12 protein-coding genes and 1 pseudogene are annotated in these 15,006 nt (G+C 70.3%); 8 read left to right on the top strand and 5 right to left on the bottom strand.

From position 1 onward, the window contains the following. Positions 1-33: 33 nt before the first annotated feature. Both J7E89_RS07600 and J7E89_RS07595 read right to left on the bottom strand, forming a co-directional pair. Positions 34-423 (bottom strand): hypothetical protein, encoded by a 390-nt coding sequence (locus tag J7E89_RS07600; protein ID WP_214969889.1) that lies wholly within the window; start codon positions 421-423, stop codon positions 34-36. 88 nt (positions 424-511) lie between these two features. After that, positions 512-1,723 (bottom strand): pyridoxal phosphate-dependent aminotransferase, encoded by a 1,212-nt coding sequence (locus J7E89_RS07595; protein ID WP_214969887.1) that lies wholly within the window; start codon positions 1,721-1,723, stop codon positions 512-514. Between the two features lie 216 nt (positions 1,724-1,939). Between J7E89_RS07595 and J7E89_RS07590 the strand changes: the two genes are divergently transcribed. Both J7E89_RS07590 and J7E89_RS07585 read left to right on the top strand, forming a co-directional pair. Further along, positions 1,940-3,151, top strand: a complete 1,212-nt coding sequence (locus J7E89_RS07590; protein WP_308315373.1) for a low temperature requirement protein A — start codon at positions 1,940-1,942, stop codon at positions 3,149-3,151. 113 nt (positions 3,152-3,264) lie between these two features. Next, positions 3,265-4,110 (top strand): serine protease, encoded by an 846-nt coding sequence (locus J7E89_RS07585; RefSeq protein ID WP_214969885.1) that lies wholly within the window; start codon positions 3,265-3,267, stop codon positions 4,108-4,110. A gap of 45 nt (positions 4,111-4,155) precedes the next feature. On the opposite strand, the gene J7E89_RS07580 is transcribed toward J7E89_RS07585, so the two are convergent. Continuing rightward, positions 4,156-4,944 (bottom strand): metallophosphoesterase, encoded by a 789-nt coding sequence (locus J7E89_RS07580; RefSeq protein ID WP_214969883.1) that lies wholly within the window; start codon positions 4,942-4,944, stop codon positions 4,156-4,158. Between the two features lie 91 nt (positions 4,945-5,035). Between J7E89_RS07580 and J7E89_RS07575 the strand changes: the two genes are divergently transcribed. Together J7E89_RS07575 and mptB are read left to right on the top strand one after the other, a co-directional pair. Further along, positions 5,036-6,430 carry a PLP-dependent aminotransferase family protein gene (locus J7E89_RS07575; RefSeq protein ID WP_214969881.1) on the top strand — a complete coding sequence of 465 codons (1,395 nt, stop codon included), beginning with the start codon at positions 5,036-5,038 and terminating at the stop codon, positions 6,428-6,430. 49 nt (positions 6,431-6,479) lie between these two features. Continuing rightward, a complete protein-coding gene (gene mptB / locus J7E89_RS07570; RefSeq protein ID WP_214969877.1) occupies positions 6,480-8,030 on the top strand; it encodes a polyprenol phosphomannose-dependent alpha 1,6 mannosyltransferase MptB in 1,551 nt (516 codons plus the stop codon). Between the two features lie 18 nt (positions 8,031-8,048). Here mptB and J7E89_RS07565 read toward each other — a convergent pair whose 3' ends face one another. Both J7E89_RS07565 and J7E89_RS07560 read right to left on the bottom strand, forming a co-directional pair. Then, positions 8,049-9,659, bottom strand: a complete 1,611-nt coding sequence (locus J7E89_RS07565) for an amidohydrolase family protein (protein ID WP_214969874.1) — start codon at positions 9,657-9,659, stop codon at positions 8,049-8,051. 342 nt (positions 9,660-10,001) lie between these two features. Further along, positions 10,002-11,297: an amino acid deaminase gene (locus tag J7E89_RS07560; protein WP_214969871.1), complete on the bottom strand. Its 1,296-nt coding sequence runs from the start codon at positions 11,295-11,297 to the stop codon at positions 10,002-10,004. Between the two features lie 92 nt (positions 11,298-11,389). Here J7E89_RS07560 and J7E89_RS07555 point away from each other — a divergent pair, with 92 nt between their 5' ends. From J7E89_RS07555 to J7E89_RS07540, 4 genes and pseudogenes are all read left to right on the top strand, one after another. Further along, the gene (locus J7E89_RS07555) at positions 11,390-12,493 is read left to right on the top strand and encodes a sugar kinase (protein ID WP_214969869.1); all 1,104 of its coding nucleotides are present in this window, start codon (positions 11,390-11,392) and stop codon (positions 12,491-12,493) included. Then, positions 12,490-13,257 (top strand): IclR family transcriptional regulator, encoded by a 768-nt coding sequence (locus tag J7E89_RS07550; RefSeq protein WP_214969866.1) that lies wholly within the window; start codon positions 12,490-12,492, stop codon positions 13,255-13,257. The genes J7E89_RS07555 and J7E89_RS07550 overlap by 4 nt, the downstream gene beginning before the upstream one ends. Then, a pseudogene (locus J7E89_RS07545) lies at positions 13,254-13,668 on the top strand (RidA family protein). Before J7E89_RS07550 ends, J7E89_RS07545 begins: the two are co-directional and overlap by 4 nt. Positions 13,669-13,762: 94 nt before the next feature. Next, positions 13,763-14,995 carry an RNA-guided endonuclease TnpB family protein gene (locus J7E89_RS07540; RefSeq protein WP_214970207.1) on the top strand — a complete coding sequence of 411 codons (1,233 nt, stop codon included), beginning with the start codon at positions 13,763-13,765 and terminating at the stop codon, positions 14,993-14,995. Positions 14,996-15,006 lie beyond the last annotated feature (11 nt).

Genomic DNA, 15,006 nt, shown 5'->3' with positions numbered 1-15,006 from the left:
CCGTGCGCCCCGGGGGCACGCGGGCCGGGGCCGTCAGTGGGCTCCGACGAGGCGGAGTTCTTCGAGCGCGGCCGCGTGTGCGTCCATGCGCTCGGCGGCGAGGATCGCGACCGCCGTGTCGGCGCGCGAGGCGGCGACGACCAGCGCGCGGCCCGCGAGCTCGTGGGCGCGGCGGTGCAAGGTCATCGGGGCCGCATGGCTGAGACCGGCGTGCCTGGCCGGCGGGGCGCCGCGCAGCCGGGCGATCTGGGTGGCGATGCGGTCGGCCGCCGCGGCGAGGCCGAGCTCGTCGGTGACCGCGAGGAGCGCCGCCAGGTGTCCGGCGAGCTGGATGTTCAGCTCTTCCTCGCGGGAACGGTGCGGGAAGTCGGCCCGGTCGACGGCCATGCGGTGGACCGACTTGTTGCGGATCGGCTCGTACATGGGGATGGCCTCCTGCCAGGGTCAGGAGACCAGCCTACATTAGATTCTGTCTAAAGTTGAGTCGAGTCGCGGCGGCGCGGGCTGTCGCCTACGGCTGCCCGTATCCGTCCAGGAAGGTCCCGATCCGCGTCACCGCGTCCGCCAGCTCCTCCGCCGCCGGGAGCGTCACGATGCGGAAGTGATCGGGCTCGGGCCAGTTGAAGCCCGTACCCTGCACGACCATGATCTTCTCGGCGCGCAGCAGGTCGAGGACCATCTCCCGGTCGTCCTTGATCTTGTAGACCTTGGGGTCGAGACGCGGGAAGAGGTACAGCGCGCCCTTCGGCTTCACGCAGGTGATGCCCGGGATCTGGGTCAGCAGGTCGTACGCCGTGTTCCGCTGCTCCAGTATCCGGCCGCCCGGCAGCACCAGGTCCTCGATCGACTGCCGTCCGCCGAGCGCCGTCGCCACCGCGTGCTGCGACGGCATATTGGCGCACAGGCGCATGTTGGCGAGGATCGTGAGCCCCTCGATGTACGAGGAGGCGTGCGCCTTCGGGCCGCAGACCGCCAGCCAGCCGCTGCGGTAACCGGCGACGCGGTAGTTCTTCGAGAGGCCGTTGAAGGTGAGGGTGAGCAGGTCGGGCGCGATGGCGGCGGTCGGGGTGTGCGTGGCGCCGTCGTACAGGATCCGGTCGTAGATCTCGTCGGAGCAGACGATCAGGTTGTGGCGGCGGGCGATCTCGGTCAGGCCGCGCAGCATCTCGTCGTCGTACACCGCACCCGTCGGATTGTTCGGGTTGATGATGACGATGGCCTTGGTGCGGTCGGTGATCTTGCGCTCGATGTCGGCGAGGTCCGGCATCCAGTCGGCCTGCTCGTCGCAGCGGTAGTGCACGGCCGTGCCGCCGGCGAGGGAGACGGAGGCGGTCCACAGCGGGTAGTCCGGCGCGGGGACCAGCACCTCGTCGCCGTCGTCGAGCAGCGCCTGCATCGACATCTGGATCAGCTCGGAGACGCCGTTGCCGAGGTAGATGTCCTCTACATCGAGCTCGATGCCCTTGGTCTGGTAGTGCTGCATGACCGCGCGGCGCGCCGCCAGCAGGCCCTTGGCGTCGCCGTAGCCGTGCGCGCCCGCGAGATTACGGAGGATGTCCTCCAGGATCTCGGGCGGGCACTCGAAACCGAACGCCGCCGGGTTGCCGGTGTTGAGCTTGAGGATGCGGTGACCCGCCGCTTCGAGCCGCATCGCCTCCTCGAGCACGGGGCCGCGGATTTCGTAACAGACGTTTGCGAGCTTCGTCGACTGGATCACCTGCATGACGGCAACCTTACGGGCGCATAACGGAAGACGCTTGGTGTTTTTGGCCACGTGGGGGTCGGTCCTTCCGGTGCGGCGTACGCATGCGACGCCGCAACCGCTGGACCGGCGGCCGGTCGGCGGATAAGTATTGCGCGCGGCGCATGGTCCGATTTTCGACCAAGCGGCAGCCATGGCCCCGCAGTTGACATCCAGCCGGACTCTTGAGGAGAGCGCGTGGCCACAGGCAGTGAACGTTCCCGGATGATCGCCGCGGAGGACGGGCACAGGGTGACGCCTGCCGAGCTCTTCTTCGATTTGGTGTTCGTGTACGCGATCACGCAGGTCACCGCACTGATGGCCGCCGACGCGACTGCGCAGCGGGTGCTCGGCGGAATGATCGTGCTCGCTCTCCTGTGGTGGTGCTGGTGCTGCTTCGCCTGGCTGGGCAATGTGGTCCGGGCCGACTCCGGAGCGCTGTTCGCCGTGCTGGTCGCCGTGATGGCGGTGGTGCTGGTGGTCTCGCTCACCGTCCCGGAGGTCTTCTCCGACCGGCCCGGCGGCTTGCCCGGGCCGCTGGTGTTCGTACTCTGCTACGGCATGGTCCGGCTGCTGCACCTCGTCTCGTACCGGATCGCACACCCCGACGACCTGGCACTGCGCGCCACCCTGCGCCGGACCGCGCTGCTGTCGGTGGGGCCGCCGTTCGTGCTGCTGCTGATAGGCAGCGCTCTCACGGGCGTCACGCAGCTACTGGTGTGGCTCGGCGCGGTGGTGATCGACTACGTCGGCATCTATGTCACCGGGGCGTCGGGCTGGCGCGTCACCTCGCCGGGGCATTTCGCCGAGCGGCACGGCCTGATCGTGATCATCGCCCTCGGGGAGTCGATCGTCGCGATCGGCGTAGGGGTGTCCGGCTACCCCGTCACCGCCGTGGTGCTGACCGCCGCCGTCGCCGGCCTGCTGGTCGTCGCCGGGTTGTGGCGTCTGTACTTCCGGCAGGTCAGCGAGGCCGCGGAGCACCGGCTGGCCCCGTTGGAGGGTGATGCCCGCACCCGCCTGGCCCGCGATGTCTACACGTTCCTGCACCTGCCGCTCGTGGCCGGAGTGGTACTGGCCGCGCTGGGCATGAAGAAGGCCCTCCACCAGGTCGCCGACACCAAGCACTACGCCCTCGCCGAGCCCCTGCACGGGGTGGCGGCCTGGGCGCTGACCGGCGGCGTCGGCGTATTCCTGCTCGGGGCCGCGGCGATCCTGCTGCGCACCGGCGGCCGGCGGCCGGTCACCCTGATCGCGGGCGGCCTGGGCTGCCTCCTGGCGGGCGCCGCGGTCGCCCTGATCCCGGCGCTGGTCGCCGTGGCGCTGCTGGCGGCGGCGGTGACGGCACTGGTGGTGCTGCACGGCCGCTCGGCGGACGTGGGCGGACGGCAGGCGGCGCGGCGCACATGACCGGGTCCTGATCGCGCTCTTGTTCGGTGCGTGGAATCCCCCAACAATGCACATGACAAAACCGAGGTGGTCCAGCTTCGGTCACCCATGTCGTTCAAGAGGGGACCCCCCACATGAAGAAGCCTCTCGTCGGCGCGCTCTTCGCCCTGCTGCTCTTCGGAGCGGCAGCGGCGCCGGCGGCCGCGGAGACTCGCGACAGCCAACGGCCGGTCCAACCGGCCGTCAAAGCAGTCGACTTCGCCGGAACGGTGGCGCTCAGCAACTGTTCCGGCTCTGTTGTGCGTACGCCCGACTCGCAGCCGGGCGATCCGGCCCTCGTCCTGTCCAACGGCCACTGCCTGGAGACCGGCTTCCCGGCCCCGGGCCAGGTCATAGTCGACAAGCCGTCCACCCGTACGTTCAGCCTGCTCAACTCCACGGGCGCCAAGGTCGCGACGCTCCGGGCGAGCAAGATCGCGTACGCGACGATGACCGACACCGATGCCTCGCTGTACGAACTCACCAGCACCTACGCCCAGATACAGACCAACTACGGCATCAAGGCCCTGGAGCTCAGCGCCACGCACCCCGTGCAGGGCACGGCCATCAAGGTCGTCTCCGGCTACTGGAAGCGGATCTACAGCTGCAACATCGACGGCTTCGCCTACCGCCTGAAGGAGGGCGCGTGGACCTGGAAGGACTCCGTCCGCTACACCTCCGCGTGCAAGACCATCGGCGGCACTTCGGGCTCGCCCGTGATCGACACGGTCACCGGCAAGGTCGTGGCCGTGAACAACACCGGTAACGAGGACGGCGCTCGCTGCACGGACAACAACCCGTGCGAGGTCGACGAGAGCGGCAACGTGACCGTGCGCAAGGGCATCAACTACGGCCAGCAGACGTACGGCTTCGTCGCCTGCATAGGCATCGGAAACAAGATCGACCTGACCCGCTCCGGCTGCACCCTCCCCAAGCCGTAAGCGTGCGGTACGCCCCGGGGTGGACCGGCCGCCCCGGGGCGGACTTCATGACCGGTTGCCGACGTACCGGTAATGCGTAGTCAGCCGCCCGTCGTCATCCAGGACGTGAAAGGCGAGGGCGGGTGGCTGGTCGAGATGGACATGGCCCTCCGGGTGGGCAGGGTGCTCCCAGGGCAGCCGGAGCGTGGAGACGACGCCGGGAGCCACCAGGAGCGGCCGCCCGGCGAAGGTGGTCGCCGCGGGCGTGTGGGCATGCCCGCACAGGAACGCGGCGAGATGGGGGTGACGGTCCGCGAGCGCGGCAAGCCGCTCCTCGCCGAACTGGCGGATGCCATCGACGTAAGGGGTGTGCAGGGGGACCGGTGGATGGTGGAAGCCGACCAGCACGGGCACCTCGACCGGAGTCAGGACGAGCACATGGTCCAGCCACCCCAGCGTCTCGTCCTCGATGAAGCCCTCGCCCTTGCCCGGAACCGACGAGTCGCACAGCGCGATGACGAACCCGTCGCCGCGGAGCACCTGGTTGACCGGCGTCGTCGTCGTCGCCGTCGCCGGTGCCGTCGCCGGCTTCGGCCGGCCGAGCAGGATCTGGCGGAACGCGGCGCGATCGTCGTGGTTGCCGGGGCATATCAGCACGGGATGCCGGGACTTCAGCAGAGCGCGGGCCTGCTCGTACTCGGACGGCAGGCCGTGGTCGGCGATGTCTCCGGTGACCAGCACGGCGTCGAGGTCGTGCGGGAGGTCTTCGAGATAGTCCATGACGGCCCGGGTGCGCTCGACGCTGCGCTGTCCGCCGTCGATGTGGATGTCACTGAGGTGAGCGATCACGGTCATTGTCGTGGTCCCTTCGTCGTGGACAAGTCGGTCCAGGCTCAAGTGATCTCGAACGTAGAGGGCCACCGGATCAGAAATAAGATCCAGTTGCATGTCAAATGACTGGTCCAGTTCCCGGCTCGACCTGCACATCGACCTCGACACCACAGGTGGGCGGCGCTCCGGCCTGGAGTCCGCGCTCCGTACGGCGATTCGCCAAGGGCGCCTGCCCGCCGGGACCCTCCTGCCGTCCACCCGCGGGCTGGCTCAGGAACTCGGCTTCTCCCGCGGCACCGTCAGCGCCGCCTACGACCAACTGGTAGCGGAGGGCCACCTGTCGACGCGACCGGGATCGGGCACCGTCGTGGCCGAGGTGGCGCAAACCGCCCCGGCCCCCGCATGTGCCGCAAACGCGCCGGCGACTCCGCTCCACGACCTTCGCCCGGGACTGCCCGACATCAGCGCCTTCCCTGCCCGAGCCTGGCTCGCCTCCACCCGCCGCGTACTCACCGGCGCTCGCCCCGAGGTCTTCGGCGCGGGAGAGGCGCAAGGCCGGATCGAGCTGCGCAACGCGCTCGCCGACTACCTGGGCCGCACTCGCGGCGTTGTCACCACGCCCGACCGCATCGTGATCACGTCCGGCTACTACCAGGGCCTGGGTCTGCTCAGCAACGTGCTGGTCGCGGGCGGCACCGGGGTCGCGGCCCTGGAGGACCCGGGACACAACCTCTTCCGGGAAGTCGTCCGGCGTGCCGGGCTCACTGTCCTCGCCCTGCCCGTCGACGCCCGCGGCGCTCGTGTGGAAGCGCTGACGCAGCGCACGGGAGCTGTGTTCCTCACCCCCTCGCACCAGTACCCGACCGGCGTTCCGCTGCATCCCGGCCGCCGCCGGGCCCTGCGCGCATGGGCGCGCCGTACGGGCGGCCTGATCGTCGAGGACGACTACGACGGCGAATACCGCTACGACCGCCAGCCTGTCGGCGCTCTCCAGGGCATCGCTCCCGACCAGGTCGTCTACTGCGGCACCGTGTCCAAGACCCTCGGCCCCGCCGTCCGACTGGCCTGGATGGTCCTACCGCCCCACCTGGTTCAACCGATGGCGCGGGCCAAACAGGAAGCCGACCTGTACACCGAGACCCTGGGCCAACTCGTTCTGGCGGACCTGATCACCACACACGCCTATGACCGCCACATCCGCGCCTCCCGCCTGCGCTACCGCCGCCGCCGCGAACTGCTCCTCGACCGCGTAGCCGCCGTCCCCGGCCTCACCCCGCACGGAGTCCCCGCCGGCCTGCACGCCCTCGTCACTCTCCCTCCGGACGGCCCCACCGAACAGCAGCTTCTGACCAGATGTGCCCGACGCGGCCTGGCCCTGCGCGGCCTCACCGAACTTCATCACCACCCGGCGGACCACCCTCAAGGCCTGCTGATCGGCTTCGGCGCCCCGTCCGATCGCGCTTACCCAGCCGCACTCGACGCCTTGTTCGCAACCCTGGCCCCGCGCTAGTCCGGTGAGCCACCCGACGGTTCGGGCAACTCGGATAAGTTGATCGGTCATGGGGACGCTGAGTGCTGTCGGGTACCGCCGGCTGGGTGCCATCGGGTCGGCCGGGGTGGCCGTGGGCGGCATCGCCGCCGGGCGGCTGCCGGCGCGCGACCCGTGGGGCATCTGGGTCCCGCACGGGTCCGCGACGACCGTGGCGGCCGCCGTCCTGGCCTACCTGGGCCTGACGCTGCTGGTGGTGTCCTGGTGGCGGTACGGGCGTCTCGTCGGCCGGGGAGCGGCGGGCGGGGTGCGTGAAACCGTCGTCACGCTGCTCTGGTGGGCGGCGCCGCTCGTCGTGGCCCCGCCGCTCCACAGCGCCGACGTCTACAGCTACATAGCCCAGGGCGCGATGGTCGTCGAAGGCCACGACGTCTATACGTCCGGCCCTTCGGTGCTCGGCCCGGACGAACTCGGCGCCGACGCCGCGGCGAGCAGCGGCGCGCACTGGACCGACACCCCGGCCCCGTACGGGCCCGTATTCCTCGTCCTGGCGAAGTGGGTCGTGCTGGCCACCGGCGGTCAGATCGTCCCCGCCGTCTTCGGGATGCGGATCGTCGCCCTGGCCGCACTCGCCCTGATCGTCTGGGCGGCACTGCGCATCGCCCGCGCCCGCGGCGCCAATGAGACCGGCGCGCTCTGGCTGGGAGCCCTCAACCCGCTGCTGCTGATCCATGTCGTGGGCGGCATGCACAACGACGGCCTGATGATCGCCCTCATGCTGGCGGGCGTGGTGTGCGCGCTGCACGGCCGCTGGGTGCTCGGCAGCGCGCTCGTCGCACTCGCGATGATGGTCAAATCACCGGCTGCCGTAGCCCTGCTCTTCATCGGCGCGCTTGTCGTACGCCGGACCTCCGGCCCGCTCCCGTGGCGCGTCGTCAAGGCGTTCGCCGTGCCCGGCCTGGTGGCGGGGGCGGTCGCCGTCGTCACCACCCTGCTCAGCGGCACCGGTTTCGGATGGCTGCGGACACAGGGCGTCGCCGGGACCATCCACACCGCCCTGTCCGCCTCCAGCGACATCGGCCTGGGCATCGGCGAGCTGACCCGCCTGCTGTTCGGCTGGGACCCGGACCCGGTCAAGAGCGCGTTCCAGATGCTCGGCCTGGCGCTGGCGCTCGCCGTGATCGGTTACGCCGCGCTGGCGACCTTCCGCAGTGTGCGCCCGTGGCGCGGCGCGGCGCCCCTGCACCCGGTCCACGCCCTGGGCGTGGCCCTGCTGGCCCTGGTCGCGCTCTCGCCCATGGTCCAGCCGTGGTACCTGCTCTGGGGCTTGACGGCGATCTCCGCCACCGCCTGGGACGGCAGGCTCGGCCGCATCGTCACGGTGCTGTCCGCCGCCCTGGTCTACGAGACCCACCCGACGGGCAGCACCCCTGCGTACGGCTTCGCCATCGCGGCCACCGTGTGCGTGCTGGGAGCGGTGCTGCTGCGCAGGCAGCCCGCGAGCACGTCCGTACGCCGCCCTTCCCCGGCACTCAGCCTGCCGTCGATGAGGAGGTACGGGAACGCCGGGGCGAACGACGTGTCGAGCGACGTGTCCAAGACGACCACGTCGGCGCGATAGCTGGTCCGGACTGTCTGCTCAGGCCGTACGCCGTACCGACCGGCCCGCGAGGACGTCCGTCCGCTTTCCGTCCTCGATCACGAACTTGCCGTCGATGAGCACGTGCGGGATGCCGGTCGGGAGCGTGCGCGGCGACTCGAAGGTGGAGCCCGCCGCGACCGTGTCGGGGTCGAAGAGGACGAGGTCGGCGCGGTAGCCCTCCCGTACGAGACCCCGGTCGGGGAGGCGCAGCCGGGCCGCCGGGCGCGACGTGAGGTGCGCGACGCACTCCTCCAGGGCGAGGACGCCCAGGTCGCGGGCGTAGTGGCCCAGGTAGTGGGGGAAGGTGCCGTACGCGCGCGGATGCGGCTTGCAGCCCTGGAGGATGCCGTCGCTGCCACCGGTGTGGACGCGGTGGCGCATGATCGCGCGGACGTTCCCCTCGTGGCCGACGTGCTGGAGGATCGTCGAGCCGAGGCTGTCGTTGATCAGCAGGCGGCGGGCGGTGACCCAGGGAGCCTCGGCGCGCTGCGCGGCGGACTCGGCGATCGTCTTGCCCACGAAGCTCGCCAGGCCGGGGTCACTGACCCCTGAGATTTCGATCGTGTCCCACTCGATGGGGACTCCGTGGCAGCCGTCCGCACCGATGACTTCGAGGTGGTGACGGATCTCCTCGGCGATCTCGTCGTCCCGGAGGCGGGCGAGGATCGCCTCGGGGCCGCCCTCGCTCGCCCAGCTGGGCAGCATCGCGACGAGTGTCGTGCAGCCGGGGGTGTAGGGGTAGGTGTCGAGGGAGATGTCGGCGCCGCCGTCGAGTGCCTTGTCGAGGAGGCTCAGGAGGTCGGGCGCCTTGCCCTTGTTCACACCGAAGTTCATGGTGGCGTGGGCGAGGTGGAGCGCGCAGCCGGCGTTGCGGGTGAGGGTCACCATCTCCTCGTACGCCGCGAGGGCGCCGGCGCCGTACGAGCGGTGGTGGGGGCAGTAGTAGCCGTCGTACCGCGCCACCACGCGGCACAGTTCGGTGAGTTCGGCGTCGTCGGCGTACATGCCGGGGGTGTAGGTCAGCCCCGACGACATGCCGACGGCGCCCTGCTCCATGCCCTCGGCGACGAGCTGCTTCATGCGGGTGAGCTCGGCGGGGGTGGCGGGGCGGTCGTCCCAGCCGGTCGCGTACATGCGGACCGTGCCTTGCGGGACGAGATACGCGGCGTTGACGGCGATGCCCTGGCGGTCGAGCCGGTCGAGGTACTCGCCCACGGTCCGCCAGTCGAAGTCGATGGTCGTGTCCCCGGGCGCACCGCCGTTCCAGCCCGTGATCGCCCTCCGCACCTCGGCGAGCGTGCGGTCGTCGACCGGGGCGTACGACAATCCGTCCTGGCCGAGGACTTCGAGGGTCACGCCCTGCGCGGCCTTCGCGGAGTGGTCCGGGTCGCGGAGCAGCGCGAGGTCGCTGTGCGCGTGCATGTCGATGAAGCCGGGGGAGAGGGCGAGGCCGGTCGCTTGCAGCGTGCGGGGGGCGCCGGGGCGCGGGCCGGCGTCGCCTTCGCGGTGGATCTCGGTGATGCGGCCCTGGTCGAGGCCGACGTCGGCTTGGTAGGAGGCACCGCCGGTGCCGTCGATGACGCGTACGTCACGAATGACGAGGTCCATGGCTGTTCGCCTCTCTGAGTGGCTGATGGCTGGTGGCGGTGGGGGCTGGTGGCGGGTGGGGGTCTGGTGGGCCGCTGCGCGGGGCCTTTCCCCACCCCGCCCCTTCCCGAACTGGGGCAAGCCCCAGCCCCCGGGACGCCCTGCGGGCGTGTCCTCAAACGCCGGACGGGCTGGAGTGCGCTGAACTGGATCTGCCACGCGCGGCACCTTTCCCGCGGTCCGGCACCTTTCGCGCCACGCGGCACCCTCGCGCCACGCGGTACCTCTCAGCCCCTCCGGCGCTTGAAGAGCGGGGTCTGGGGCAGCGCCCCTCACGCGGCGGAGCCGCAGAAAGTCAGGGGGTCAGAAGAACGTCCGGATGTAGTCCGTCACCGTGCCGTCCGCCTCGACCAGAGGGATCAGCTGCCACTTGTCGAACGACGTGCACGGATGGGACAGCCCAAGCCCGAGCCAGTCACCCACCTCCAGGTCCGCCTCCGGGCCAGTACGTACCCAGCCGTGCTGGTCCGACAGCCCGGTGACCGTGATACCGGCCGCCGGGCGGAACTCGCCCGTCCCGGCGTCCCGTACCGCCTGCGCCACCGGCAGGTCGAGGTCGTACGCCGCATCCCGCTTGCCCGCGTTGAGGAAGGCCTGCTCCGGGCTGGGCCGGGAGACGACCTGCGTCCAGAGGCGGAACGCGGGCTGGAGCGTGCCCTCGTCCGGGACCCGGTTGAACGGGGTGAGGTGGCGGTAGTGGCCGTCGTCGTGCGAGACGTACGCACCGGACCGCAGCAGTTTGAGCACCGGCAGCGAAAGCTCGGGGATCTCCGCGAACACCTCCGCCACCGCGTCGAACCACGCGCTGCCACCCGCGCTGATCACGACCTCCGACGAGTCGGAGAACCGGCCCGCCCCGTCGAAGTCCTCGGCCAGGGAAACCAGTTCGCGCAGCCACGCGCGGACCTTGTCGCCGTCCGCCTGCGGGACTTCGCCCTCGTACCCGGCCACGCCGACCAGCCGCAGTGTCCCGCCCGTGGCCGCCACCGCGTCCGCGACGGCCGCGCAGTCGGCGGCCGTCCGGGCGCCGGTACGGGCCCCCTCGCCCGCGCCGAGCTCGACGACCACGTCCAGCGGGCGCGAGACCCCCCGAAGGGCCTCGTCCATCAGCTCTACGCCGCGTACCGAGTCGACGTAACAGATGAAGCGGAAGTGAGGGTCGGCGTCCAGTTCGGCGGCCAGCCAGCGCAGTGCGGCCGCGTCGACGACCTCGTTGGCGAGGAAGATCCGCTGGATGCCGTGCGCCCGGTACACGCGCGCCTGGTGCGGCATGGCGGCGGTGATGCCCCATGCCCCGCGCTCAAGCTGGCGTGCGAAGAGCTGGGGCGACATGGACGTCTTGCCGTGCGGGGCGAACGCGAGGCCGTGGCGCTCGGCGTACGTCTCCAGGAGCGTGAGGTTGTGCTCCACCGACTCGGCGGAGAGCGCGAGCACGGGGGTGGTGAACCCGCCCGTGAAGAGATTGCGGCGCTCGGCCGCGAGCTCGCCGACCGTCAGGCCTTCGGCGTCCGGCGGGAGCGCCTTGAAGCGGTGGTCCACGCGCTCGTCCGCGAGTGCCGCGAGTGCCGCGAGTCGTCCGACCGGGTTGCCTGCGGCCATGGGAGCCTCCTCTTAAATCCTGTTGCAGCATATGCAACGTGCATTGCGCATATCGCTGAACGCTGTCTAACATCCGAGCCGATGCAGGGTCAATGGTGAGTCAGTGTGAGTCAGTGGTGAGGAGCCCGATCGTGACCGCGCCCCCGGACGAAGCAGCAGCAGTGGTGGATGTGGTCTGCCTCGGTGAGTCCATGGTGACGTTCCTGCCCTCCCGGCCCGGCCGCCTCGCCGACGTACCCTCCTTCGGCCGCGGCATCGGCGGCGCCGAGTCCAACGTCGCCTGCGCCCTCGCCGCCGCCGGGCACCGCGCGCGGTGGGTCGGCAGGGTCGGCGCCGACGGTTTCGGGGACCACCTCGTCGAGGCCGTCGCCGCGTACGGCGTCGACACCTCCGCCGTCCAGCGCGACCCGCACCGCCCCACCGGCATCTACTTCCGTACGGCCACCGACCGCGACGCCGACGGCTTCGAGGTCGTCTACTACCGCGCCGGGTCGGCGGCCTCCGCGATGTCCCACAGGAACATGCCGCTCGACGAGCTGGCCGCCGGCCGTGTACTGCACCTGTCCGGGATCACGGCCGCGCTGTCCGCCGACTGCCTGGCCCTGATGCGTACGCTCACCGCGCGCCGCCCCGGCCGCCCCCTGGTCTCCTTCGACGTCAACCACCGCGCGCACCTGTGGCACGAGGCCGAAGGCCCCCGCGTCCTGCTCGACCTCGCGCGCGGCGCGGACCTGGTCTTCGTCGGCGAGGACGAGGCGCAGGCGGCCTGGGGTGTGCGGGGCGCGGCCGAGATCCGCCGGGCCCTGCCCGAGCCGGACGTCCTGGTCGTCAAGCAGGGCGCGGCAGGCGCGACAGCCTTCACCCGGGAACCGACAGCAACCGACACCGTCACCACCGTCCCCGCCCTCCGCGTCGACGTCGTCGCCCCCGTCGGCGCCGGGGACGCCTTCGCCGCCGGGTTCCTCTCCGCGACCCTGCGCGGTCTGCCCGTACGCGAACGGATCCGGCACGGTCACCTCATGGCCGCCGCCGCCCTCACCGTCCCCGGCGACCTCGGTACGCCGCCGCCCCGCGCCCACGCCGACCGCCTCGCCGCCCTGGACGCGGACGCCTGGGGGACACTTCGTCTCGGCCCCGGCTGGACCGACGTAACGCAGCCGAAGGGCGCCGCCGACCAGGAGGTACGTACGCCATGAGCCAGACCGTCGACCGCGCGCTGAGCATCCTGCCGCTGCTCGCCCAGGGACCCGCCGACCTCGGCCAGGTCGCCGAACGCCTCGGCGTGCACAAGTCCACCGCGCTGCGTCTCCTGCGTACCCTCCACGAGCACGGCCTCGTCTACCGGCAGCAGGACCAGCGCTACCGCCTCGGGGCGCGCCTCTTCGCGCTCGCCCAGGAGGCCGTCGAGAACCTCGACGTACGCGAGATCGCGCACCCGCACCTCGCCGCCCTCAACCACGAGTGCGGGCACACCGTGCACCTCGCGGTGTACGAGGAGAACGAGGTCCTCTACATCGACAAGGTCGAGAGCCGCTACCCGGTACGCATGTACTCGCGCATCGGCAAGCCCGTCGCGATCACCGTCGCCGCCGTCGCGAAACTGCTGCTCGCCGACCTCCCCGAAGCCGAGCGCCGCACCATCGCGGAAAAGCTCGACTACCCCACCTACACGTCCCGTTCGACGCCGAACGCCGCAGCCTTCCTCAAGGAACTGGCGCTCGTACGCGAACAGGGCTGGGCCACCGACCTCGGCGGCCACGAGGAGTCCATCAACTGCATCGGGGCCCCCATCCGCGGTGCGGACGGCCGGGTCGTCGCCGCCATGTCGGTGTCCGCGCCGAACGTCGTCGTGACCGCCGAGGAGCTCCTCACCCTCCTGCCGCTGGTGCGCCGCACCGCCGACGCCATCAGCAGGGAGTACTCAGGAAATACACCCCCGAAGGAAGCAGCAAGCGCATGAGCAGCAGCGTCGAGAAGACCGCGATCACCCCGTCCACCCACACCGCCCCGCCCGCCAAGTTCTCCCACGGGGTGCGCAAGGGCAACATCCTCCAGGTCGCGGGCCAGGTCGGCTTCCTGCCGGCGGTCGAGGGTCAGGCGCCGACCCCCGCCGGCCCGACCCTGCGCGAGCAGACCCTCCAGACCTTCGCCAACGTCCAAGGCGATCCTGGAGGAGGGCGGCGCGAGCTGGGACGACGTGATGATGATGCGCGTCTACCTCACCGACACCGACCACTTCGCCGAGATTAACGCGATCTACAACGAGTGCTTCTCGGGCCTGAAGGCGGTGCCCGCCGCCCGTACGACCGTCTACGTCGGACTACCCAAGGGCCTTCTGATCGAGATCGATGCGCTGGCGGTCCTCGGTTGACCGGTAGGGGAATCGAACCTGTGACCTTTCCCCGGCGGTGTCGTTGATCTGATCAACGAGGTGATGGCCGCAGGAGGCTGACATGGGCGAGACGATGAGGCAACGGCGTGGGTACCGTGCTCGGCTTGCCTTGACGTGTGACCAAGCAGCGCAACTTGACCAACAGGCTCATGCGGCACGGGCGTTGTGGAACCTGTTGCATGAGCTGTTCACGGCATGCAGATCCCGGCGGCCACCCCTGGCGTACATGGACGGTGAGATCCGATGGGCACGCGCTAATGTCGACTGGCTCGGCATGCTTCCGGCGCAAGCCGCCCAAGCTGTGCTGAAGACGTATCACAGAGCATGGGTGAACTGCTGGGAGGGCAGGGCCGACCAACCCATCTACAAGTCCCGCGCCCGGGCACCGCTCGCAGTGGACATCCCACAGGGGCGCGATCTGCAAGTGGCGCGGGTGCATCGCCGGTGGGGGATGGTGAGCATCCCGAAGGTGGGGCGGGTGCGGTTCCGGTGGACGAAAGATCTGCCGGGGTTGACCAAGGGGAGCCCTGCGGGGCGGATCACCGGGGCGCGTTTGGTCAAGGACGCGCTCGGCTGGCACATCGCCTTCCGCATCGAGCACTTGGTGCAGGCAGCAGAGCCACGGGACTGGACCGATTCACACGTCGGCATTGACCGAGGGATCACTGTGCCGCTCGCGCTGTCCGACGGGAGTACCCACGACCACGCCTCGTGGCTGGATGATGAGGAAGAAGCCCGGCTGCTTCGGGCTGAGCAGCGGGCCGCACACCGTAAGCGGTACCGCAAGGCAGGCGAGCGGACCTCAAAGAGGCTGTGCGCCCTGTACGACCAGATCAAGGACCTGCGCGCGAGAGCCAAGCGGCGGGTACTGGACTGGCAGCACAAGACAACCACTGCCATCGCTGACGCCTACGCGCTGGTGTCAGTGGAACAGCTCGACATCACGAACATGCTCAAGTCCGCGAAGGGGAACATTGCCGAGCCGGGCGTCAACGTGGCTCAGAAATCCGGGCTTAACCGCAAGATCGCAGGGGAGGCATGGGGGCGCACCGTCCAGTTGCTGGCCTACAAGGTCCTCGATCGCGGTGGGCTCCTGGTTCATGTGCCAGCGCCGGGTACCTCCCTGCGTTGCTCCATGTGCGAAATTGCCACCCCTGGTAATCGGGAGTCGCAGGCGGAGTTCGTGTGCAAGAACTCGCGGTGCGGCTGGTCTGGCAATGCCGACCACAACGCAGGCCGGAACATCGACCGGGCGGGTTTCGCACTCGCCTCGGCTGCCGGGAGGGCAGTCGTCAGGCAGACCTGAGTGCTGTCGAA

It is taken from the genome of Streptomyces sp. ISL-100 (assembly GCF_018614615.1).
In the GTDB taxonomy this organism is placed as follows: Bacteria; Actinomycetota; Actinomycetes; order Streptomycetales; family Streptomycetaceae; genus Streptomyces.
This window is presented reverse-complemented; position numbering and strand designations above follow the sequence as displayed.